Consider the following 21,811-nt stretch of genomic DNA (forward strand, 5'->3'; position numbering starts at 1 on the left):
TCGGAGGCCACCGCCTCGCCCGCGGTCTCGCCGGGCGCGTCCTTCGCCGCCTCGTCCGCCTTGTCCTTGGGCTCGTCCTTCGACTTGCCCTCACCCTCGGCGACCTCTTCGGCCTCACCGCCGGAGGCACCCTCACCGCCGGAGGCATCCTCGTCGGCGGCGGCCGGCTCCACGATCTCCTCGCGCCCCGGCCGCTTCTTCGCCGAGATCACGATGTACGCCACCGCGAGCACGAACACGATCAGCGCGGTCCAGACGTTGAGACGCAGGCCCAGGATGTGGTGGGCGTCGTCGACGCGCATGTTCTCGATCCACGCGCGGCCCGCGCAGTACGCGGCGACGTACAGCGCGAACGCCCGGCCGTGGCCCAGCTTGAAGCGGCGGTCGGCCCAGATGACGAGGAGCGCGACGCCGATGCACCACAGCGACTCGTACAGGAACGTCGGGTGGTAGTAGCCGGGCACGCGGCCGTCCACCGAGGACGTGATGTGCAGGGCCCAGGGGAGGTCGGTCTCCCGGCCGTACAGCTCCTGGTTGAACCAGTTGCCCCAGCGGCCGATGGCCTGGGCGAGGGCGATGCCGGGCGCGATGGCGTCGGCGTACGCGGGCAGGGCGATGCCCCGGCGGCGACAGCCGATCCACGCGCCCACCGCTCCGAGCGAGATCGCGCCCCAGATACCGAGGCCGCCCTCCCAGACCTTGAAGGCGTCCACCCAGTCACGGCCCTCGCTGAAGTACAGCTCGTAGTCCGTGATCACGTGGTAGAGCCGGCCGCCGACCAGCCCGAAGGGCACCGCCCAGACGGCGATGTCGGCGACCGTGCCGACCCGCCCGCCCCGGGCGACCCAGCGCCTGTTGCCGAGCCAGACCCCGACGAAGACGCCGATGATGATGCAGAACGCGTAGCCGCGCAGCGGAATGGGGCCGAGATACAGCACTCCGTGCGACGGGCTGGGAATGTAGGCAAGTTCCATAGCAGGTTCGACGCTACCCTGCCGGACCGGGCAGACGGCGGGCGGCCCGGCTACGGCTCCATAACGGGCGGGTGTGAAAGGGCCTTACCCTTTGTCACCCTTTGTCGGCCTCCTCGATCATCTGCTTCAGCTTCGCCGGTGTCATCGACTGGTCCGCGTAGATGTTCTTGCCGTTGAACAGCACGGTCGGGGTGCCGCCGAAGTGGCCGTTCTGGAAGGCCTGGTTGGACTTCTCGACCCAGCTGTTGTGCGTGCCGTCCTCGACGCAGGTGCGGAACGCGGGGGTGACCAGGCCGTCGACCTTGCCCGCGAGCTCGATGAGCTTGGCGTTCTTGGCGTAGGCGTCGTCCGTCTCCACCGGCTGGTTCTCGTAGAGCACGTCGTGGTAGGCCGGGAACTTTCCGGCGTCCTGGGCGCAGGCCGCCGCGTTCGCCGCGGCGCGGGAGCCGGTGCCGCTCATGTTGCCGTCGATGAGGGTGGCCAGGTGGTACTCGACCTTGAGCTTTCCGGCGTCCGTCAGCTCGTGGACCGTGGGGCGGTACGCCGACTCGAAGGCCTTGCAGGCCGGGCAGCGGAAGTCCTCCCACACGGTGAGCGTGGACTTGGCGCTCTCCTTGCCGACGGGGATCGCCAGGGCGTCCTGGCCCTTCGCCCCCGAGGGCGCCACGACCGGGCCCGCCTTGTCACTGCCGCTGTCGTCCTTGCCGGAGTTCGCGGCGACGACGCCGATCACCGCCGCCAGGCCCAGGACGCAGACGACGCTCGACACCACGATCAGCGTCCGTCGCCGCCGCTCGGCGGCCTTCTGCTTGTCGCGCTCCGCCGCCAGCCGCTCCCGGGCGGTGCGCTTTCCCTCACGATTTTTGTCGCTCACACCCCCAGAACGAACCGGGGAGGCGCATTGCGCCTCCCCGACCCCAGGTCCACCCGTTCGAGTGAGCGAACCCCCGTCACGCCTGTCGGCGCACGCCCTTCGCCAGGTCGCCCGCGAGCGCGCGCACGGCCTCGACGCCGGCCGCGTCGTCCGGCGCGTCCAGCATCCGCTTGACGAAGGCCGAGCCGACGATCACGCCGTCGGCGAAGCCTGCCACCTCGGCGGCCTGCGTGGCGTCGGAGACGCCGAGGCCGACGCAGACGGGCAGGCCGGTGCCGGTGGCCCGGGTCCGCTCGACCAGGTCCTGGGCCTGCGCGCCCACCGACACACGGGTGCCGGTGACCCCCATCAGCGAGGCGGCGTAGACGAAGCCGCTGCCCGCCTCGGTGATCTGCGCGAGCCGCGCGTCCCTGCTGCTCGGCGCCACGACGAAGATCGTCGCCAGGCCGTGCTTCTCGGCGTGCTCCCTCCACAGCGCCGACTCCTGCACCGGCAGGTCGGGCAGGATGCAGCCCGCGCCGCCCGCCTCGGCCAGTTCGGCGGTGAAGCGCTCGACGCCGTAGCGGTCGATCGGGTTCCAGTACGTCATGACGAGGATCGGCTTCCCGGTGGCCTCGTAGGCCTCGCGGACCGTGCGCATGACGTCCGCGATACGCACCCCGCCGCGCAGGGCGATGTCGTCGGCGGTCTGGATGACCGGCCCGTCGAGCACGGGGTCGCTGTGCGGCAGACCGACCTCGACGACGTCCGCGCCGCCGTCGAGGACGGCCTTGATCGCCTCGATGCCGCCGTCCACGGTCGGGAACCCGGCCGGGAGGTAGGCGATGAGCGCGGAGCGGTCCTCGGCCTTGGCGGCGGCGAGGGTGTCGGCCAGCAGCCGGATGTTCCCGCTCACTTCGCGTCCCCCTCGATCTCGGCGGTGTCGGCCGCGTTGGCGGCGACCTCGGCGTCGGTGTCGTACAGCCCGAAGTAGCGGGCGGCGGTGTCCATGTCCTTGTCGCCTCGACCGGACAGGTTGACGATGATCAGCCCGTCCTTGCCGAGCTCCTTGCCGACCTCCAGGGCGCCGGCCAGCGCGTGCGCGCTCTCGATGGCCGGGATGATGCCCTCGGTGCGCGACAGCAGGCGCAGCGCCTGCATGGCCGCGTCGTCGGTGACCGCGCGGTACTCGGCGCGGCCGGTGTCCTTGAGGTAGGAGTGCTCGGGGCCGATGCCCGGGTAGTCCAGTCCCGCCGAGATGGAGTACGGCTCGGTGATCTGGCCCTCGTCGTCCTGGAGGACGTAGGAGCGGGAGCCGTGCAGGATGCCGGGCTCGCCCGCGGTCAGGGTCGCCGCGTGCTCGCCGGTCTCGATGCCGTGCCCGGCCGGTTCGCAGCCGACGAGGCGTACGTCGGCGTCCGGGATGAAGGCGTGGAACAGGCCGATGGCGTTGGAACCGCCGCCGACGCAGGCGACGGCCGCGTCGGGCAGCCGCCCGGCGCGCTCCAGGATCTGGCGGCGGGCCTCGACGCCGATGACGCGGTGGAAGTCGCGGACCATCGCCGGGAAGGGGTGCGGTCCGGCGACCGTGCCGAAGAGGTAGTGGGTGCGGTCGACGTTGGCGACCCAGTCGCGGAAGGCCTCGTTGATGGCGTCCTTCAGCGTGCGGCTGCCGGACTTCACGGCCACGACCTCGGCGCCCAGCATGCGCATCCGGGCCACGTTGAGGGCCTGGCGCTGGGTGTCGATCTCACCCATGTAGATCGTGCACTCGAGCCCGAAGAGGGCGCAGGCGGTGGCCGTGGCCACGCCGTGCTGGCCGGCGCCGGTCTCGGCGATCACCCGCGTCTTGCCCATGCGCCTGGTCAGCAGCGCCTGGCCGAGCACGTTGTTGATCTTGTGGGAGCCGGTGTGGTTGAGGTCCTCGCGCTTGAGGAAGATGCGTGCGCCGCCGGCGTGTTCGGCGAACCTCGGCACCTCGGTGAGGGAACTGGGGCGGCCGGTGTAGTGGACGAGCAGGTCGTCCAGCTCGCGGGCGAACTCGGGGTCGTGCTTCGCCTTGTCGTACTCGACGGCGACCTCGTCCACGGCGGCGACGAGGGCCTCCGGGATGAACTTGCCGCCGAACGCGCCGAAGTAGCCCTCGGCGGTGGGGACTTGGCCCTCCGGGTCGGGGATGAAGAACTCGCTGGGCATACGGAAACCTCACGGTGGGTTTGTGGAAAGAACCTAATCGCCGTGGGGGCGGAGCTTGATGAACGACCTCAGGCCGTACGTGGCTGGTCGCGCCCACGCGGCGGAGCCGCACATCCGGGCACTGCCCCGCGCCCCTCAGGGGCGCGTTGCCATCGCTGTCCGTTGACCTGGCCGGGTTCGTCTCCGATGACGTAGCGCACCCTGCGGCCGTGTACGCGCCGTGCGGGCGCGCGACAGCCTCGGGGCCTGCAGCCGCGCGCGAGGCGGGCGTACGGGTCCCTGGTCGCCAGGGTGGTCGAGACGGTCATCGCGGGTCAGCGTACCGGCCGGTCAGCCGCGGCCGTGGCGCAGGGCCGGGTGTTCGCCCGCCGCGACCAGGTCGGCGACCGCTGTCTTGGGGTCGCGGCCCGTCACCAGGGACTCGCCGACCAGGACGGCGTCGGCGCCGGCGTTGGCGTACGCGATGAGGTCGTGCGGGCCCCGGACGCCGGACTCGGCGATCTTGACGATGTGGGCCGGGATCTCGGGGGCGACGCGTTCGAAGGTCCCGCGGTCGACCTCGAGGGTCTTCAGGTTGCGCGCGTTGACGCCGATCACCTTGGCGCCCGCGTCGACGGCGCGCTCGACCTCGACCTCGTCGTGGACCTCGACCAGCGGGGTGAGGCCGATGGAGACGGCGCGCTCGATGAGGGACTCCAGGGCCGACTGCTCGAGGGCGGCCACGATCAGCAGCGCGAGGTCGGCGCCGTACGCGCGGGCCTCCCACAGCTGGTACGAGGTGACGATGAAGTCCTTGCGCAGCACGGGGATGTCCACGCGCGCGCGTACCGCTTCGAGGTCGGCCAGGGAGCCGCCGAAGCGGCGCTCCTCGGTGAGGACGGAGATGACGGCCGCGCCGCCCGCCTCGTAGTCGGCGGCCAGGGCGGCCGGGTCGGCGATGGCGGCCAGGGCGCCCTTGGACGGGCTGGAGCGCTTGACCTCGCAGATGACCTTGACGCCGTCACCGCGCAGGGCGGCCACGCCGTCCTTGGCCGCGGGAGCCTTCGCCGCGCGCTCCTTGAGCTCCTCGAGGCTGACGCGCGCCTGCCGCTCCGCGAGGTCGGCACGGACTCCGTCGATGATCTCGTCGAGCACACTCACGCGAGCGGCCCCCTTCCGGCAACCGGTGGAAAACGATGGTCACTCCGATGGTATCCGGAGGAAGGCGATGGCCTCACATCCAGCCGCCGGCGGTCCCATTACCTGGACATTTGCCGGTTGATCAAGGATGCAGCCAGCCACCGAACGGCAGGTTCCGGACGACCGTGAAGACCAGCAGCGATGCGCCCAGCGCCCAGAGCCGCACCGAGGTGAGGTCGACGCGCACGGGGCGTCCGCGTGCCACGCGGACCACCCAGACGGTCCACACCACCGCGAAGCCCAGGAAGGCGACGACGGCCATGGCGTTGTCCTGGAGGGCGGCCTGGAAGTCCCCGTGCACGAAGGCGTGCGCGCTGCGCAGGCCGCCGCAGCCGGGGCAGTACAGGCCCGTGTAGCGCAGGAGCGGGCAGACGGGGTAGTGGCCGGGCTCGTTGGGGTCGACGGCCCCGACGTAGGCGAAGGCGCCGACGACGGCCGTGAGGATCCCGGCGGGCACGGCGAGTCGTCCCCGCGTCGTTGACGTCACCCTCTGGCTGTCGGCGTTCACGCCTCGCATTGTGCCCCGCCGGGGTGCCACGCGCGCGTGAGGGGCGGCCGGTGTGCACCGGCCGCCCCTCACCAGGTCGCGTCTGTCGTGGGGGCTCAGCCCTCGACGGTGGCCGGCTCGCGGGTCACCGGCGCGGTCTTGTGCACCGGGTGCGTCTCCTTCGGCATGCCCAGGCCGGCCGCGCGCATCGCGCCGCCGACCACACCGGCGAGGAGCACGATCGCCATGCCGGCCCAGAACCCGAGCGGCTCGGCCATCACCATGAACGCGCCCGCGACGGTGAAGCCGATGATGGCGATGGTGACGCCGGTCCAGGCGGCCGGGGTGTGTCCGTGGCTGCTGCCCGCCATGACTTGCTCCTCATTGCTGTCTCTGTGTCCGTCCGAGCCGGACGCTCGTCGTCCATTGTCCCGTACGCACGCGCGTACCGGACGCGGGGGTGGTATCCGTTCGCGTCTGATTCACCACATCGGGAACCGCGGACGGCAACGCATCGGGAACCGCGGACGGCGGCCTGGTCAGACCGGGTCCATGCCCGTCGGGTCCTCGCCGCGGTCCAGGGCCTTCCACATGTCCTCGGGCCGGTCGGGGTCGACGGGCTTGGGGGCGCGCCGGGGGCGCGGGGTGCCGTCGCGTTCGTAGCGGCCGGACATGGCGGGCCACTGGCGGCCGTAGCGCAGGGCCAGCAGGCCGGCCAGGAGGATCAGGGCGCCGCCCGCGGCCGCCGCGTAGGGCCAGGCGGTGTGGGTGAACGAGGCCACGGTGGCCGAGGTGTCGCCGGAGGCCTTCGCGGCCTGCTCGTCGAGCGCGGTGCCGTCGGTGGCGCCGAGCAGGGCGGCGGCCATGATCCCGGCGCCGGAGAGCGCGAGGAGGGCGGAGACCGCGAAACGGCCGGTCCGGCGGACGGCGAAGACGGCGACGAGCGCGGCGAGGCCCACTATGGCGAGCGCCGCGGGCAGGCCCGTGACGTCGCTGCCCCTGGCGGTCAGGGGGAAGGCGCCGCCGGCCACCGTCGCCGTGCCCGCCGACCAGCGCTGCCGGGTGGCCAGCAGGGCCACGGCCGCGCCCAGCGCGCCGCACAGCAGGGCGAGGGCGAGGCTCCGGCGGCCGGACCGGGCGGCGGTGTCGGATGCGGATCGGGGGTGCGGAACAGCAGTCACGTACCCCACTATCGCCTGAACCCCGGGCGAACCGTCACCCGGGGTTCATATGACCCTCGTCCTACTGCCCGAGCCGGTTACCGCCCGAGCCGGCTATCGCCCGAGCCGGTTGGCCGTGTGGACGGCGCGCAGGACCGCCGCCGCCTTGTTGCGGCACTCCTGGTCCTCGGCGACGGGGTCGGAGTCGGCGACGATGCCGGCGCCGGCCTGGACGTAGGCCGTGCCGTCGCGCAGCAGGGCCGTGCGGATGGCGATGGCGGTGTCGGAGTCGCCCGCGAAGTCCAGATAGCCCACGCAGCCGCCGTACAGGCCGCGCCGGGACGGTTCCAGTTCGTCGATGATCTGCATGGCGCGGGGCTTGGGGGCGCCGGAGAGGGTGCCGGCGGGGAAGCAGGCGGTGAGGACGTCGAATGCGGTGCGGCCGGCGGCGACCTTGCCGGTGACCGTCGAGACGATGTGCATCACGTGCGAGTACCGCTCGACGGACATGAAGTCGACGACCTCGACCGAGCCCGGCTCGCAGACCCGGCCCAGGTCGTTGCGGCCCAGGTCGACGAGCATGAGGTGCTCGGCGCGCTCCTTGGGGTCGGCGAGCAGTTCGTCGGCGAGGGCCTGGTCCTCGTGCGGGGTGGCCCCGCGGTGCCGGGTGCCGGCGATGGGGTGGACCATGGCGTGCCCGTCCTCGACCTTGACGAGCGCCTCGGGGGACGAGCCGACCACGTCGAAGCCGTCGAAGCGGAACAGGTACATGTACGGGGAGGGGTTCGTGGCCCGCAGCACCCGGTACACGTCCAGCGCGCTTGCCGTGCACGGCGTTTCGAAGCGCTGGGAGGGGACGACCTGGAAGGCCTCGCCCGCGCGGATGCGCTCCTTGATGTCCTCGACGGCCGTCCGGAAGTCGGGGCCGCCCCACAGGGCGGTGTACTCGGGCAGCTCGGAGGGCGGGAGGACGGCCGGGGGCTGGGCCACCGCGCGCGTGAGGTCGGCCTCCATGGCGTCCAGGCGGGCGACCGCGTCCGTGTACGCCTCGTCGACGCCGGTGTCGAGGTCGTTGTGGTTGATCGCGTTGGCGATCAGCAGGACGGAGCCCTCCCAGTGGTCCATGACGGCGAGATCGCTGGTCAGGAGCATGGTCAGCTCGGGCAGTCGCAGGTCGTCCCGCTCACCGGGGCCGATCTTCTCCAGGCGGCGCACGATGTCGTAGCCGAGGTAGCCGACCATGCCGCCGGTGAAGGGCGGCATGCCCTCCTGGTGGGGGGTGTGCAGGGTCTCGATGGTGGCGCGCAGGGCGGCGAGCGGGTCGCCGTCCGTGGGGACGCCGACGGGCGGGGTGCCGAGCCAGTGGGTCTGGCCGTCGAGCGCGGTGAGGGTGGCGGCGCTTCGGACGCCGACGAAGGAGTACCGGGACCACGAGCGGCCGTTCTCCGCGGACTCCAGGAGGAAGGTGCCGGTGCGCTCGGCGGCGAGCTTGCGGTAGAGCGCGACCGGGGTGTCGCCGTCGGCGAGGAGCTTGCGGGTGACCGGGATGACACGGCGGTCGCCGGCCAGCTTGCGGAACGTCTCGAGGTCCATGGCGGCTGACCTTACTGATCCACGGCGGCGGCGTCGGAATCGGCACCGCCCGTCGGCAGGACGTCCAGCAGGACGTCGGTGTCGAAGCAGGTGCGCGCGCCGGTGTGGCAGGCGGCGCCGACCTGGTCGACCTTGACGAGGACGGTGTCGGCGTCGCAGTCGAGGGCGACGGACCTGACCCACTGGAAGTGGCCGGAGGTGTCGCCCTTGACCCAGTACTCCCGGCGGCTGCGCGACCAGTAGGTGCAGCGGCCGGTGGTGAGCGTGCGGTGCAGCGCCTCGTCGTCCATCCAGCCGAGCATGAGCACCTCACCGGTGTCGTACTGCTGGGCGATGGCGGGGACGAGGCCGTCGGCGCTGCGCTTGAGGCGCGCGGCGATCTCGGGGGCGAGGCGACTGGACGGAGAACTGTGGCGCGAAGCGCCTCGTTGAGGGGCGGTGGTCGGGTGACGGGCGGGCGGGGGCGTGCTGGTCATGGTGCCATTCTGCCGCGCACCACTGACAGTGACGGACGTGCGTCCACTGGGCGGACCCTCTACGTGGCCGTAGGCTGACTGCATGTCGACTTTCGCCAAGCGTGAACGGCTTCTGCTCGCCGATCTCTTGGAGACCGCGGGTCCCGAGGCGCCGACCCTCTGCGAGGGCTGGCAGACCCGGGACCTGGCCGCGCACGTGGTGGTGCGCGAGCGCCGCCCGGACGCCGCCGGCGGCCTGGTGCTCCCCCAGCTCGCGGCCCGCCTGGACAAGGTGATGGAGGAGTTCGCGGCCAAGCCGTACGACGAGCTGATCCAGCTCATCCGGACCGGCCCGCCGCGCTTCTCGCCCTTCCAGCTCAAGCAGATCGACGAGGCGTCGAACACGATCGAGTTCTACGTCCACACCGAGGACGTCCGGCGCGCCCAGCCGGACTGGACGCCGCGCGAGCTCGACCCGGTCTTCCAGGACACCCTGTGGTCCCGGCTGGAGCGCGCGGCGCGCCTGATGGGCCGCGGCACCCCGACGGGCCTGGTCCTACGCCGCGCGGACGGCCGTACGGCGGTCGCCAACCGGGGCACTCCGGTGGTGACGGCGACCGGGGAGCCGTCGGAGCTGCTGCTGTTCCTGCACGGCCGGCGGAGCGCGGCCAAGGTGGAGCTGGAGGGCGAGAAGGACGCGATCGCCAAACTGCACGGCGGCAAGCAGCTCGGCATCTGAGAGGAACCGTTCATGATCAAGGTCGCGATGACCAGCGTGTACGTCGACGACGTCACGAAGGCGCACGCCTTCTACACGGACGTCCTGGGCTTCGAGACGCGCCTGCACATGGACCTCGGCGGCGGCACCCTGCTCGTCACCGTGGGCGCGCCGGAAGGGGCCCAGCCGGATCTCCAGTTGCTGCTGGAGCCCGGCCAGGGCCCCATCGCGGAGCCGTACCGAGCGGCACTGCGCGAGGCGGGCCTGCCGTGCATCGTCTTCTCCGTCGACGACATCGAGGCGGAGTACGAGCGCCTGCGGTCCCTGGGCGTGCGCTTCACCCACAAGCCACAGGAACAGGGCCCGGTCATCGCAGCCGTCCTGGACGACACCGTGGGCAACCTGATCCAACTGACTCAGCCGAAAGGATGAGGCGCGTCACCGCACAGGGTGTCCCGCCCCTCTCAGCGCGTCCTTGACCTGTCCGATGCGTAGGTCGCCGAAGTGGAACACCGATGCGGCCAGGACCGCGTTCGCGCCCGCTTCGACGGCCGGGGGGAAGTCGGTGAGGGTGCCGGCGCCGCCGGAGGCGATCAGGGGGATCGTCACGTGTCTGCGGACGGCCGTGATCATCTCCAGGTCGTAGCCGTCCTTCGTGCCGTCGGCGTCCATCGAGTTGAGCAGGATCTCGCCCGCGCCCAGCTCGGCCGCCCGGTGCGCCCACTCGATCGCGTCGATGCCGGTGCCCTTGCGGCCGCCGTGGGTCGTCACCTCGAAGGATCCGGACGCGGTGCGCCTGGCGTCCACCGAGAGGACCAGTACCTGGCTGCCGAAGCGCTCCGCGATCTCCTTGATCAGCTCGGGGCGGGCGATCGCGGCCGTGTTCACGCCCACCTTGTCGGCGCCCGCCCGCAGCAGCTTGTCGACGTCCTCGGGGGTGCGCACCCCGCCGCCGACGGTGAGCGGGATGAACACCTGCTCGGCGGTGCGGCGCACCACGTCGTACGTCGTCTCGCGGTTGCCCGAGGAGGCGGTGATGTCCAGGAACGTCAGCTCGTCGGCGCCCTCGGCGTCGTACACCTTGGCCATCTCGACGGGGTCGCCCGCGTCGCGCAGGTTCTGGAAGTTGACGCCCTTGACGACCCGGCCGTTGTCCACGTCCAGGCAGGGGATGACTCGGATCGCCAGGGTCATGACGGCACTCCTCGGAACGCCTCCACCTCGACCTCGACGACCAGGCTGGGGTCCACGAAGCCGGAGACGATGATCATGGATGCGGCGGGCCGGACGGCGTCGAACAGCTCCTTGTGGGCGCGTCCGACGTCGTCCACGTCCCGCGCGTGGGTGATGTACATGCGGGTCCGCACGACGTCGCCGCGGCCGAGACCCAGTTGCTCCAGCGCCGCGAACGCGACGTTGAAGGCGTTGACCGTCTGCTCGTGGGGACCGCCGCCGGCGATCTGGCCGTCCACTATCGACGTGCAGCCGGAGACCAGCACCAGCCCGTTCGGCAGCTCCACCGCGCGGGAGTAGCCGAAGGTCTCCTCCCAGGGCGCGCCGGTCGTGACGCGTCGCAGCTCGCTCACCGGGCCACCGCCTCCAGGGCCTCTTCCAGCGTGAACGCCTTCGCGTAGAGCGCCTTGCCGACGATGGAGCCCTCGACGCCGAGGGGCACCAGCTCGGCGATGGCCCGCAGGTCGTCCAGGGACGACACGCCGCCCGACGCCACGACCGGCCGGTCCGTCACCGCGCACACGTTCTTCAGGAGCTCCAGGTTCGGGCCCTGCAGCGTGCCGTCCTTGGCGATGTCGGTGACGACGTACCGCGCGCAGCCCTCCTGGTCGAGGCGGGCCAGCGTCTCGTAGAGGTCGCCGCCGTCGCGGGTCCAGCCACGGCCGCGCAGGGTCGTGCCCCGGACGTCGAGGCCGACCGCGATCTTGTCGCCGTGCTCGGCGATGATCTTGGCGACCCACTCGGGCGTCTCCAGGGCGGCGGTGCCCAGGTTCACCCGGGTGCAGCCGGTGGCGAGGGCGGCGGCGAGGGTGTCGTCGTCGCGGATGCCGCCGGACAGCTCCACCTTGATGTCCATGGCCCCCGCGACCTCCGCGATCAGCGCGCGGTTGTCGCCGGTGCCGAACGCGGCGTCCAGGTCGACCAGGTGCAGCCACTCGGCGCCCGAGCGCTGCCAGGCGAGGGCGGCTTCGAGGGGCGAACCGTAAGAAGTCTCCGTGCCCGACTCGCCGTGCACGAGACGGACGGCCTGGCCGTCGCGGACGTCGACGGCGGGGAGGAGTTCGAGCTTGCTCACAGGGTTCCGATCCAGTTGGTGAGGAGCTGGGCGCCGGCGTCGCCGGACTTCTCGGGGTGGAACTGCGTGGCCCACAGGGCGCCGTTCTCCACGGCGGCCACGAAGGGCTTGCCGTGCGTCGACCAGGTCACCAGGGGCGCCCGTATCGCCGCGTTGGTGGTCTCCAGGGACCACTCCTGGACTGCGTAGGAGTGCACGAAGTAGAAGCGCGCGTCCGGGTCCAGGCCGGCGAACAGCTCGGAGCCGGCCGGGGCGTCGACGGTGTTCCAGCCCATGTGGGGCACGATCTCGGCCTGGAGCGGCTCGACCGCGCCGGGCCATTCGTCCAGGCCCTCGGTCTCCACGCCGTGCTCGATGCCGCGCGCGAACAGGATCTGCATGCCGACGCAGATGCCCAGCACGGGCCGGCCGCCGGACAGCCGGCGGCCGACGATCCAGTCGCCGCGGGCCTCGCGCAGGCCCTTCATGCAGGCGGCGAAGGCCCCGACGCCCGGCACGAGCAGCCCGTCGGCGTTCATGGCCGTGTCGAAGTCACGCGTGATCTCCACGTCGGCCCCCGCGCGCGCGAGGGCGCGCTCGGCGGAGCGGACGTTGCCGAAGCCGTAGTCGAAGACGACCACCTTCTTGGCGCCGTTCGTGCCGGTGGCGGTCAATTCCACACCTCCAGCCGCACCACGCCCGCGACGAGACACATCGTGGCGCCGATCGAGAGCAGCACGATCAGGCTCTTCGGCATCTGCTGTTTGACGAACGAGTAGATGCCGCCGGCCAGGAAGAGGCCGACGACGATCAGGATGGTCGAGAGTCCCGTCATGGCTCTACAGCGCGCCCTTCGTGGAGGGGAGGATGCCGGCCGCGCGCGGGTCGCGCTCGGCGGCGTAGCGCAGCGCCCGGGCGAGCGCCTTGAACTGGCATTCCACGATGTGGTGCGCGTTGCGCCCGTAGGGCACGTGCACGTGCAGCGCGATCTGCGCCTGGGCGACGAAGGACTCCAGGATGTGCCGGGTCATCGTGGTGTCGTACTCGCCGATCATCGGCGCCATCTTCTCGGGCTCGGTGTGCACGAGGTAGGGGCGGCCGGACAGGTCGACGGTGACCTGGGCGAGGGACTCGTCCAGCGGGACCGTGCAGTTGCCGAAGCGGTAGATCCCCACCTTGTCGCCGAGCGCCTGCTTGAAGGCGGCGCCGAGCGCGAGGGCGGTGTCCTCGATGGTGTGGTGGGAGTCGATGTGCAGGTCGCCGTCGGTCTTCACGGTCAGGTCGAACAGGCCGTGCCGGCCGAGCTGGTCGAGCATGTGGTCGTAGAAGCCGACGCCCGTCGACACGTCGACCTTGCCGGTGCCGTCGAGGTTGATCTCGACGAGGACCGAGGTCTCCTTCGTCGTCCGCTCCACACGTCCTACGCGGTTCATGCGCTCTGCTCCTTCGGGGGCGTGGGGGTGTCCCCCACAAAACACTGCAATTCACGTACCGCGTCGAGGAACGCGTCGTTCTCTTCGGGGGTTCCCGCGGTGACCCGCAGCCAGCCGGGGACGCCGTTGTCGCGGACCAGGACGCCCCGGTCGAGGATCTGCTGCCAGACCGTGTGGGCGTCGGCGAACCGCCCGAACTGCACGAAGTTGGCGTCGGACGCCGTGACCTCGTACCCGATCGCGAGCAGCTCGCCCACCAGCCGGTCCCGCTCCGACTTGAGCTGCTCGACGTACTTCAGCAGCGTGCCGGTGTGCTCCAGGGCGGCCAGCGCGGTCGCCTGGGTGACGGCCGACAGGTGGTACGGCAGCCGGACGAGCTGGACGGCGTCCACGACCGCCGGGTGCGCGGCGAGGTAGCCGAGGCGCAGACCGGCCGCGCCGAAGGCCTTCGACATCGTCCGCGAGACGACGAGATTCGGCCGACCTTCGAGCAGCGGCAGCAGCGAGTCGCCGTGGCTGAACTCGACGTACGCCTCGTCGACGACGACCATCGACGGCCGCGCGGCCTGAGCGGCCTCGTACAGCGCGAGGACCGTCTCGGCCGGGACCGCGGTGCCGGTGGGGTTGTTGGGGGTGGTGATGAAGACGACGTCCGGGCGGTGCTCGGCGACGGCCCGCTCGGCCGCCGCGAGGTCGATGGTGAAGTCCGCGCCGCGCGGGCCGGAGATCCAGCCGGTCCCGGTGCCGCGCGCGATGAGCCCGTGCATCGAGTACGACGGCTCGAAGCCGATCGCCGTACGGCCCGGCCCGCCGAAGGTCTGGAGCAGCTGCTGGATGACCTCGTTGGAGCCGTTGGCGGCCCACACGTTGGCCGGGCCGACCTCGTACCCGGCGGTGTCGGTCAGGTACTTCGCGAGCTGGGTGCGCAGCTCGACGGCGTCGCGGTCCGGGTAGCGGTTGAGGTCGCGGGCCGCCTCGCGCACCCGCTCGGCGATCCGCTCGACCAGCGGCTCGGGCAGCGGGTAGGGGTTCTCGTTGGTGTTCAGCCGTACGGGGACGTCGAGTTGGGGCGCGCCGTAGGGGGACTTGCCGCGCAGCTCGTCCCGTACGGGGAGATCGTCGATTCCGAAGCTCATTTGCTCGTCGGTACCTTCCACCCGAACCTCGCCTTGACCGCCGCGCCGTGCGCGGGCAGGTCCTCCGCCTCCGCCAGCGTCACCACGTGGTGCGCGACGTCGGCCAGCGCGTCGCGCGTGTAGTCGACGATGTGGATGCCGCGGAGGAAGGACTGCACCGACAGCCCGGAGGAGTGGCAGGCGCAGCCGCCGGTGGGCAGCACGTGGTTGGACCCGGCCGCGTAGTCGCCCAGGGAGACCGGCGCCCAGGGGCCGACGAAGATCGCGCCCGCGTTCCTGACCCGGTCGGCCACGGCGGCGGCGTCGGCCGTCTGGATCTCCAGGTGCTCGGCGCCGTACGCGTCGACGACGCGCAGGCCCTCGTCGATCCCGTCGACGAGGACGATCGCCGACTGGCGGCCGGCGAGCGCCGGGACGATCCGGTCGTCGATGTGCTTGGTGGCCGCGACCTGCGGCTGGAGTTCCTTCTCGACGGCGTCCGCCAGCGCGACGGAGTCGGTGACGAGGACGGCGGCGGCCAGCGGGTCGTGCTCGGCCTGGCTGATCAGGTCGGCGGCGACGTGCACCGGGTCGGCGCTGTCGTCGGCCAGGACCGCGATCTCGGTCGGGCCGGCCTCGGCGTCGATGCCGATCTTTCCGGTGAAGTAGCGCTTGGCGGCGGCGACCCAGATGTTGCCGGGGCCGGTGACCATGTTGGCGGGCGGGCAGGACTCGGTGCCGTACGCGAACATCGCGACGGCGGTCGCGCCACCGGCCGCGTACACCTCGTCGACGCCGAGCAGGGCGCACGCGGCGAGGATCGTCGGGTGCGGGAGGCCGTCGAACTCGGCCTGCGCCGGGGAGGCCAGGGCGATCGACTCGACGCCCGCCTCCTGGGCCGGCACGACGTTCATGATCACGGACGACGGGTAGACGGACCGGCCGCCGGGCGCGTACAGCCCGACCCGCTCGACCGGCACCCACTTCTCGGTCACCGACCCGCCGGGCACGACCTGCGTCGTGTGCGTCGTACGGCGCTGCGCGCGGTGGACGAGACGGGCGCGGCGGACGGACTCCTCCAGGGCCGCGCGCACGGCCGGGTCGAGCTGCTCCAGCGCGTCGGCGATCGCCTGTGCCGGGACCCGTACGGAGGCCAGCCGCACGCCGTCGAACTTCTCGGCGAAGTCGATCAGCGCCGCGTCGCCCCGATGATGCACGGCCTCGCAGATCGGACGCACCTTCTCCAGGGCGGCCGAGACGTCGAATTCGGCTCGGGGCAGCAGGTCGCGCAGGGCGGGGCCCTCGGGAAGGGTGTCGCCGCGCAGATCGATTCGGGCCAGCGAGAAATGTTGCAGCACGAGGTCAATTCTCTCAGACCGGGATCGGACGTCGTCCGCGCGTATCAATGGCTGATACAGAACGTGGCCGGACCGCGGCCGGAACCCGGAAGATCACCTTCACGTCTAGCGTTCGGGTGACCGAAGGGGTGACGTGTGACGGAGGGGGCCGGCGTGCACGCCGGGGAGCTGCCGGACGATCTGACCGCCGCCGAGGCCGGCATGTGGCAGGCCTTCCGCGACGGCACCGTGTACGACCTGAGCAGCGGGGACACGGTCGTCGACGATCCGCACGGCGGGCATCCGTGGGGCGCGGCGCGGACCGTGCGGGCGCGGATCGTCGCCTGGCTGCTGCTGGCGGGGCCGCCCGCGCTGGCCGGCCGGGTGGCCTCGCTGAAGCTGGCCGGCGTGCAGATCAGCGGCTCCCTGGACCTCGCGGGCGGCACGGTGGTGCCGTATCTGGAGATGAAGCGCTGCAGGTTCGAGCGGGAGGTGCTGATGCCGGAGGCGCGTTTCACGACGATGCGGATGGTGGACTGCTCGGTGCCGCGGCTGGAGGCGGCCCGGGTGCACACCGAGGGCGATCTGCACCTGCCGCGCTGCCGCTTCCACAACGGCGTCCGGCTCACCGACGCGCACATCGGGACGGACCTGCTGCTCAACCAGGCGATCGTCTACCGCGACCGGTCCGGCCGTTCGATCGCCGCCGACGGCATGACGGTCGGCCAGGACCTCCAGGCGGAGCTGCTGGAGTCGCACGGCGAGCTGAGTCTGCGCAGCGCCACCATCGGCGTGTCGCTGAGCCTGCGCGGGGCGCGGCTGACCAACCCGTACACGCGGCTCGCGCTGAACGCGCCCCAGCTGACCGTGGGGCGCTCCCTGTATCTGACCCCGGCCGGCGTCGGCGGCCAGGCGCTGAGCGGCACGACTCCCGCGCGCGGGACGCGCATCCAGCGCTTCGACTGCCGGGGCGGGGTGCGCCTGGACGACGGGCGGTTCGGCGACGCCGTCGACCTGGAGCGGGCCCGGTTCACCTTCACGGAGGACCAGGAGCTGTCGCTGCGCCGGGTGCAGACGCCCGAGCTGCGCTTCCTCGGGGAGCCGCCGGCGCGCGGCAAGGTGGTGCTGTCGGGCGCCCGGGTGATCAACCTCGTCGACCGGGCGAGCGCCTGGCCGGGCCCCGGCCGTCTGCACATGGGCGGCTTCGCGTACGAGAACCTGGTGCCGCAGGGTCCGTTCCCGCTGGCCGAGCGGCTGCGCTGGGTGGCCGCGGCGACCGCCGAGTACGCCCCGGAGCCGTACGAGCGGCTGGCGACCGTACTGCGTACCGGCGGGGAGGACGAGGACGCCCGCGAGGTGCTGCTCGCCAAACAGCGCCGCCGCCGCGAGACGCTGCCGCCCGCGGCTAAGCTCGTGGGCTACGCCCAGGACTGGACGGTCGCCTACGGGTACCGGCCGGGCCGCGCGGCGGTGTGGATGGCGGTGCTGTGGGCGGCCAGTTCCCTGGCCTTCGCGCACGCCGCGCATCCGCCCGTCAACCGCGACGGGCACCCGCCCTGGAACCCGGCCCTCTTCGCGCTCGACCTGCTGCTGCCCGTCATCGACCTGGGGCAGGTCGGCCAGTGGCAGTTGCGCGGCGGCTGGCAGTGGCTGTCGACGGCGCTGATCCTGCTCGGCTGGGTCCTGGCGACGACGGTGGCGGCGGGGGCGACGCGACTGCTGCGCCGGGGCTGACCGCGCCCGGCCATCGACAGGCGGTCGACCGACCACAGTTGTTGAACGGTCACCTTTTTACCGCCCCTTGACTCTGCGCCGTACAACTTTCCACAGGTTGCCCGAACCCTCTGGCGCAATCTGAACCTGCGGCTTTTCAATGGTCGGCACCATGGCTCTGCTGCCCCCCTTCATCCGCGCCTCCCGGGCTTCCCGGACGCCGCGGAACGCCGCCCCCCACAGCGCCGCCGGGCTCCCCGCCGACGACGAGGTGCTCCTCGACGTACCCGACGACCGGCTCGGACCCGCGCTGGTCGCCGCCGCGCTGGGCGCCTACGCGCCCGCCGCCGAGCTGCTGGCCCGCACCCGGGAACGCGCCGAGTGGGAGTACCACGACCGGTACACGACCCGGCTGGCGTCCTTCGCGCACGCGCGTCCGGACTGGTTCGCGGAGTGGCGTGCCGCCGCCCCGCGCGACCCCGACGTGCTGCTCGTCTCCGCCCAGCTCGCGGTGGACCGGGCCTGGCGGTCGCCGGCCCGGGCCGAGCTGCTGCGCGAGGTGAGCCCGCTGATCACGGCGGCCGCGCAGAGCGACGTCCGCGACCCGGTGCCGTGGCGGATCGCCCTGGACCACGCGCGCGGGACCCGTGCCGGACACAAGTACTTCGGCGAACTGTGGGCGGCCGCGGTCCGCCGCGCCCCGCACCACTACGGCTGCCATGTGGCCGCCAAGCGCTACCTGGCCGAGTCGTGGCACGGCTCCCACCGCGAGTGCTTCGACTTCGCCGACCGCGCCGCTCAGGACGCGCCGGCCGGCTCCCTCGTCCAGGCGCTGCCCGCGCGGGCAGCGCTCACGTACCTGACCGACGGCTGCGGCCCCGAGGTGCCGCGCGAGCGGCTGGACGCCGCCGCCGACCGGGCCGTCGCGCTGTCCGCGCGCTTCCCGGGCCTCGACCCGTGGCCGGCCGAGATCCGCAACCTCCTGACGTACGTCCTGGTCCGCCTCGGCCGCCGCGACGACGCCCTCGTACAACTGCGCCTGATCGGCCCGTACGCCACGTCCTTCCCCTGGGGCAGACTGTCGGACGACCCGCTCGGCCACTTCCTCGCGGTACGTGAGGAAGTGCGCTCGGGCCCGTCCGCGCAGCCGCCCTGGCCCCCCGGGAACGGGCACGGCGGACACGCCCACCCCGTGGACCACTAGGCTTCTGCGTCGTGACCACCGTCCGCCTGCCGCTCTTCCCCCTGAACTCGGTGTTGTTCCCGGGACTCGTGCTCCCGCTCAACGTCTTCGAGGAGCGCTATCGCGCCATGATGCGCGACCTGCTGAAGACCCCCGAGGACGAAACGCGCCGGTTCGCCGTCGTCGCCATCCGCGACGGCCACGAGGTGGCGCCCAGCGCCTCGGGGCTGCCCGGCCGGACGGCGCTGCCCGAGCGCGGCCCCGCGGCCGGGTTCGGCGACGACCCGGTGAAGTCGTTCCACGGTGTCGGCTGCGTGGCCGACGCGGCGACGATCCGCGAGCGGGCCGACGGCACGTTCGAGGTGCTGGCGACGGGCACGACGCGGGTGAAGCTGCTGTCGGTGGACGCGTCGGGCCCGTTCCTGACGGCCGAGCTCCAGGAGCTGCCGGAGGACCCGGGCGACGAGGCGGGCGCCCTCGCGCAGGGCGTGCTGCGGGCCTTCCGCCAGTACCAGAAGCGGCTGGCGGGCGCCCGCGAACGCTCCCTGGCCACCGGCGCGGACCTCCCCGACGACCCCTCGGTCGTGTCGTACCTGGTGGCGGCCGCGATGATGCTGGACACCCCCACCAAACAGCGCTTCCTCCAAGCTCCCGACACGGCTTCCCGCCTGCGGGACGAACTGAAACTCCTTCGCGCGGAGACGGCGATCATCCGTAACCTGCCCTCGCTCCCCGCGTCGGACCTGACGCGAGCCCCGACGAGTCTCAACTGACGTCACCGAGAAGGCCCGAACCCCGCATGGCGAAGAAGCCGAAGAAGCAGCAACAGCAGTCCGGGGGCACGCCCGCGACGGTGGCCCTGACGGCGGCCGGCGTGGACTTCACGGTCCACGCCTACGACCACGACCCGAGCCACCCGTCCTACGGCGAGGAGGCGGCCGAGGCGATGGGCGTCTCCCCCGGCCGGGTCTTCAAGACCCTGGTGGCGGACGTGGACGGCACCCTGACGGTCGCGGTGGTCCCGGTGGCAGGCTCCCTGGACCTCAAGGCCCTGGCATCGGCGGTGGGCGGCAAACGAGCGGCGATGGCCGACCCGACCCTGGCAGAACGCACCACGGGCTACGTCCGAGGCGGCATCTCCCCCCTGGGCCAACGCAAAAAACTCCCCACAGTCCTGGACGCCTCGGCAACAACCCACCCCACCATCTGCGTCTCGGCAGGCAGAAGGGGCCTGGAGCTGGAACTAGCCCCGACAGACCTGGCCAACCTGACGGAAGCGGTACTGGCCCCGATCGGCAGAGCCTGAGCCCATTCCAGCCCGTTGGGGCTCCCCTCTGCGGGTGCCCTTCACGACGCCGGTCCGCACATTCCAGCCCGTTGGGGTCCCCCCTCTGGGGGAGTTTGAGGACGAGGCCCCTTCAGGGCCGACAGCGGGGGTCCGGCGGCGCAGTCCCCAGGGACGGGATGGGAACGGGCAAGGGCGGCGGAGGCGAAGAAACCCGCCCTACCCCACAGGCGCCCCGTACCCGCCCTCGGGCACGCCCCCCTGCGGCAGATACGGATCAGGATCCCGAGGCCCGAACAACGCCGTAAGCCCCAGATGCACCACCAACGCCGCCAACGACCACGCCAGCAACGCCCCCTTCGCCCCCAGCTTCAACGGCGCCGAGAACGTCACCCCCTTGCCCACGGCCCGCGCATGCGCGATCACATCGGACTCGGGCCCGAGCCACACCCCCAGCCGCCAGGCCAGCACCGACCCGAGAATCCCCCCGAGGGCGAGCGCGACAACGATCGGCACTCCCCCACGCCGCCGCCACGCGAACACCGCGACCGCACTCACCGCACCGACCGCCAGGGCCAACAGCGTGAACGTCCCGTCCACCCCGATCGCCTGCTCCCCCTCGGTGTCCTTGAAGTAGACGACCCAGTTGCCCTCCACCAGATCACCCACCAGCGGCACCTTCGGCACCAGCCACACCCACAGCAGCCCCAGCAGCGCCCCGAGGAACGCGACCACCACCGTGATCGCGGCGGCTTCGCGCAGTTCGGTCTTCATCCCGGGCCCGTCCTGTCCGTAGGACACGTCGTAAGGCGCGCCGGCCACACCGGCGTACCCTCCGCCCGACGGAGGCCAGGCCTCATACGGAGACGGAGACTGAGACGGGGACGGCTCGTGCGAAGACGGTTCGTGCGGCGGCGGAGGCGGAGTCAGCGGTGCGGTCACTCTGCCATCGTGCCAGGCCCGCCTGTGCGGCGCGTCACCGGACGGCGGCCCGGCGGTACGCCCAGGTGGCGACGGCGAGCGACACGACGCCCACCCCCGCGCACACGGCGAGGTCCCCGAGCACGAACGCCCAGTCGGGGTCGGCCCGGAAGGTCCGGGCGAACGCCTCGACGCCGTACGTCGACGGCAGCAGGTCACGGGCGAAGCGCACCGCGTCCGGCATCCGGTCCGGCGGCAGCACGCCCAGCAGCAGCGCGGCCGACATGCCGAGCTGCCCCAGCACGGTGGCCAGCTCCGGCCGCGACGCGAGCAGCCCGAAGGCCGCCCCGAGCCCGGACAGCGCGGCGCCCGCCAGCGGAATCACGAGGGCGAGCACCCACAGATGCGTCAGCGGCAGCCCGAACAGCACGCTCCCGAACACCGCGGTCACCAAGGTCCCCGGCACGGTGAACGAGGCATACGCCCCCGCCGCCCCCAGCACCACGGCCGCAGGCGGCACCGGCAGCGTCGCGTAGTGATCGAGCCCCCCGCTCGCCCGCAACTGCCCGAAGTACTGCGCGAGCAGATTCAGCGCGACGAAGGCGACGACCAGCACGGCCGACCCCGCGACCACGGCCTCCGCCTCGCGCCCGCCGTCCACGACACCCCGCATCATGATCAGGATGCCGACCGACTGGAAGGTCGCCACGAACAGCAGCGGGATGCGCGCCACCCGCGCCCGGGACAACTGCGCCCGGTACACGGCCACGAGCGACGGCCACAGCCGCGCGCGCGGCGCCAGCTCGGCCGCGGCGGCCCGGGCCGGCTCCGGGACGGTCCGGGTGCTGCCCGGCAGAACCTCGGCGGGTACGACACTCACGTGGCGCTGCTCCTCTTCCCTACGGTTCTCACACCGTCCCAT

26 protein-coding genes and 1 pseudogene are annotated in these 21,811 nt (G+C 72.2%); 6 read left to right on the plus strand and 21 right to left on the minus strand.

From position 1 onward, the window contains the following. Nucleotides 1–95: 95 nt before the first annotated feature. The 11 genes and pseudogenes from lgt to hisI form a co-directional block, all read right to left on the minus strand. Nucleotides 96–974: pseudogene (lgt, locus tag OG352_RS10840) on the minus strand (prolipoprotein diacylglyceryl transferase); the annotation flags it as partial. Between the two features lie 94 nt (nt 975–1,068). After that, nucleotides 1,069–1,848, minus strand: coding sequence for a thioredoxin domain-containing protein (locus tag OG352_RS10845; protein WP_329216321.1), 780 nt, complete (start codon nt 1,846–1,848; stop codon nt 1,069–1,071). 76 nt (nt 1,849–1,924) lie between these two features. Continuing rightward, the gene (gene trpA, locus OG352_RS10850; protein WP_329216322.1) at nt 1,925–2,743 is read right to left on the minus strand and encodes a tryptophan synthase subunit alpha; all 819 of its coding nucleotides are present in this window, start codon (nt 2,741–2,743) and stop codon (nt 1,925–1,927) included. Beyond that, nucleotides 2,740–4,023 (minus strand): tryptophan synthase subunit beta, encoded by a 1,284-nt coding sequence (gene trpB / locus OG352_RS10855; RefSeq protein ID WP_329216323.1) that lies wholly within the window; start codon nt 4,021–4,023, stop codon nt 2,740–2,742. The genes trpA and trpB overlap by 4 nt, the downstream gene beginning before the upstream one ends. 68 nt (nt 4,024–4,091) lie before the next feature. Beyond that, nucleotides 4,092–4,331 (minus strand): tryptophan biosynthesis modulator TrpM, encoded by a 240-nt coding sequence (gene trpM / locus OG352_RS39955; protein WP_443072200.1) that lies wholly within the window; start codon nt 4,329–4,331, stop codon nt 4,092–4,094. 22 nt (nt 4,332–4,353) lie between these two features. Beyond that, on the minus strand, nt 4,354–5,163 hold the full coding sequence (gene trpC / locus OG352_RS10860; protein ID WP_329216324.1) for an indole-3-glycerol phosphate synthase TrpC: 810 nt from the start codon (nt 5,161–5,163) through the stop codon (nt 4,354–4,356). Nucleotides 5,164–5,284: 121 nt separating this feature from the next. Then, nucleotides 5,285–5,719, minus strand: coding sequence for a DUF2752 domain-containing protein (locus OG352_RS10865; protein WP_329216325.1), 435 nt, complete (start codon nt 5,717–5,719; stop codon nt 5,285–5,287). An 86-nt stretch (nt 5,720–5,805) separates the two neighbouring features. Further along, on the minus strand, nt 5,806–6,060 hold the full coding sequence (locus OG352_RS10870; RefSeq protein WP_329216326.1) for an HGxxPAAW family protein: 255 nt from the start codon (nt 6,058–6,060) through the stop codon (nt 5,806–5,808). A gap of 168 nt (nt 6,061–6,228) precedes the next feature. Beyond that, nucleotides 6,229–6,879 (minus strand): TIGR02234 family membrane protein, encoded by a 651-nt coding sequence (locus OG352_RS10875; RefSeq protein ID WP_329216327.1) that lies wholly within the window; start codon nt 6,877–6,879, stop codon nt 6,229–6,231. An 84-nt stretch (nt 6,880–6,963) separates the two neighbouring features. Then, nucleotides 6,964–8,442, minus strand: coding sequence for an anthranilate synthase component I (locus tag OG352_RS10880; RefSeq protein WP_329216328.1), 1,479 nt, complete (start codon nt 8,440–8,442; stop codon nt 6,964–6,966). Nucleotides 8,443–8,453: 11 nt separating this feature from the next. Next, a complete protein-coding gene (gene hisI / locus OG352_RS10885) occupies nt 8,454–8,918 on the minus strand; it encodes a phosphoribosyl-AMP cyclohydrolase (RefSeq protein ID WP_329216329.1) in 465 nt (154 codons plus the stop codon). An 82-nt stretch (nt 8,919–9,000) separates the two neighbouring features. On the opposite strand from hisI, the gene OG352_RS10890 reads away from it, so the two are divergent. Together OG352_RS10890 and OG352_RS10895 are read left to right on the plus strand one after the other, a co-directional pair. Beyond that, complete coding sequence (locus OG352_RS10890) at nt 9,001–9,636, plus strand: TIGR03085 family metal-binding protein (protein ID WP_329216330.1); 636 nt, start codon at nt 9,001–9,003, stop codon at nt 9,634–9,636. A 12-nt stretch (nt 9,637–9,648) separates the two neighbouring features. Then, entirely contained in the window at nt 9,649–10,047 is a 399-nt protein-coding gene (locus OG352_RS10895) for a VOC family protein (RefSeq protein ID WP_329216331.1), read from the plus strand. 6 nt (nt 10,048–10,053) lie between these two features. Here OG352_RS10895 and hisF read toward each other — a convergent pair whose 3' ends face one another. The 8 genes from hisF to hisD are packed head-to-tail and all read right to left on the minus strand — an operon-like array spanning nt 10,054 to nt 15,808. Further along, entirely contained in the window at nt 10,054–10,809 is a 756-nt protein-coding gene (hisF, locus tag OG352_RS10900; RefSeq protein ID WP_329216332.1) for an imidazole glycerol phosphate synthase subunit HisF, read from the minus strand. After that, nucleotides 10,806–11,201: a RidA family protein gene (locus tag OG352_RS10905; RefSeq protein ID WP_329216333.1), complete on the minus strand. Its 396-nt coding sequence runs from the start codon at nt 11,199–11,201 to the stop codon at nt 10,806–10,808. Before OG352_RS10905 ends, hisF begins: the two co-directional genes overlap by 4 nt. Further along, complete coding sequence (gene priA / locus OG352_RS10910; protein ID WP_329216334.1) at nt 11,198–11,923, minus strand: bifunctional 1-(5-phosphoribosyl)-5-((5-phosphoribosylamino)methylideneamino)imidazole-4-carboxamide isomerase/phosphoribosylanthranilate isomerase PriA; 726 nt, start codon at nt 11,921–11,923, stop codon at nt 11,198–11,200. The genes OG352_RS10905 and priA overlap by 4 nt, the downstream gene beginning before the upstream one ends. Beyond that, a complete protein-coding gene (gene hisH / locus OG352_RS10915; RefSeq protein ID WP_329216335.1) occupies nt 11,920–12,576 on the minus strand; it encodes an imidazole glycerol phosphate synthase subunit HisH in 657 nt (218 codons plus the stop codon). The genes priA and hisH overlap by 4 nt, the downstream gene beginning before the upstream one ends. Then, the gene (locus tag OG352_RS10920; RefSeq protein WP_329216336.1) at nt 12,573–12,737 is read right to left on the minus strand and encodes a hypothetical protein; all 165 of its coding nucleotides are present in this window, start codon (nt 12,735–12,737) and stop codon (nt 12,573–12,575) included. The genes hisH and OG352_RS10920 overlap by 4 nt, the downstream gene beginning before the upstream one ends. 4 nt (nt 12,738–12,741) lie before the next feature. Then, a complete protein-coding gene (hisB, locus tag OG352_RS10925; protein ID WP_329216337.1) occupies nt 12,742–13,335 on the minus strand; it encodes an imidazoleglycerol-phosphate dehydratase HisB in 594 nt (197 codons plus the stop codon). Then, nucleotides 13,332–14,471 carry a histidinol-phosphate transaminase gene (locus OG352_RS10930; protein ID WP_329216338.1) on the minus strand — a complete coding sequence of 380 codons (1,140 nt, stop codon included), beginning with the start codon at nt 14,469–14,471 and terminating at the stop codon, nt 13,332–13,334. Before OG352_RS10930 ends, hisB begins: the two co-directional genes overlap by 4 nt. Further along, nucleotides 14,468–15,808, minus strand: coding sequence for a histidinol dehydrogenase (hisD, locus tag OG352_RS10935; RefSeq protein WP_329216340.1), 1,341 nt, complete (start codon nt 15,806–15,808; stop codon nt 14,468–14,470). The genes OG352_RS10930 and hisD overlap by 4 nt, the downstream gene beginning before the upstream one ends. Nucleotides 15,809–15,943: 135 nt before the next feature. On the opposite strand from hisD, the gene OG352_RS10940 reads away from it, so the two are divergent. The 4 genes from OG352_RS10940 to ybaK all read left to right on the plus strand — a co-directional run bounded on the left by OG352_RS10940 (nt 15,944) and on the right by ybaK (nt 19,989). Beyond that, nucleotides 15,944–17,521 (plus strand): oxidoreductase, encoded by a 1,578-nt coding sequence (locus OG352_RS10940; RefSeq protein WP_329216342.1) that lies wholly within the window; start codon nt 15,944–15,946, stop codon nt 17,519–17,521. A gap of 139 nt (nt 17,522–17,660) precedes the next feature. Next, the gene (locus tag OG352_RS10945) at nt 17,661–18,704 is read left to right on the plus strand and encodes a hypothetical protein (protein WP_329216344.1); all 1,044 of its coding nucleotides are present in this window, start codon (nt 17,661–17,663) and stop codon (nt 18,702–18,704) included. Between the two features lie 11 nt (nt 18,705–18,715). Next, nucleotides 18,716–19,456, plus strand: coding sequence for an LON peptidase substrate-binding domain-containing protein (locus OG352_RS10950; RefSeq protein ID WP_329216346.1), 741 nt, complete (start codon nt 18,716–18,718; stop codon nt 19,454–19,456). Between the two features lie 26 nt (nt 19,457–19,482). Beyond that, nucleotides 19,483–19,989, plus strand: coding sequence for a Cys-tRNA(Pro) deacylase (gene ybaK / locus OG352_RS10955; RefSeq protein ID WP_329216347.1), 507 nt, complete (start codon nt 19,483–19,485; stop codon nt 19,987–19,989). Between the two features lie 198 nt (nt 19,990–20,187). Here ybaK and OG352_RS10960 read toward each other — a convergent pair whose 3' ends face one another. Both OG352_RS10960 and OG352_RS10965 read right to left on the minus strand, forming a co-directional pair. Further along, nucleotides 20,188–20,910, minus strand: a complete 723-nt coding sequence (locus OG352_RS10960) for a DUF2567 domain-containing protein (protein WP_329216349.1) — start codon at nt 20,908–20,910, stop codon at nt 20,188–20,190. Nucleotides 20,911–20,944: 34 nt separating this feature from the next. Next, nucleotides 20,945–21,769, minus strand: coding sequence for an ABC transporter permease (locus OG352_RS10965; protein ID WP_329216350.1), 825 nt, complete (start codon nt 21,767–21,769; stop codon nt 20,945–20,947). Between the last annotated feature and the right edge of the window lie 42 nt (nt 21,770–21,811).

It is taken from the genome of Streptomyces sp. NBC_01485 (genome assembly GCF_036227125.1).
Classification (GTDB): Bacteria; Actinomycetota; Actinomycetes; order Streptomycetales; family Streptomycetaceae; genus Streptomyces.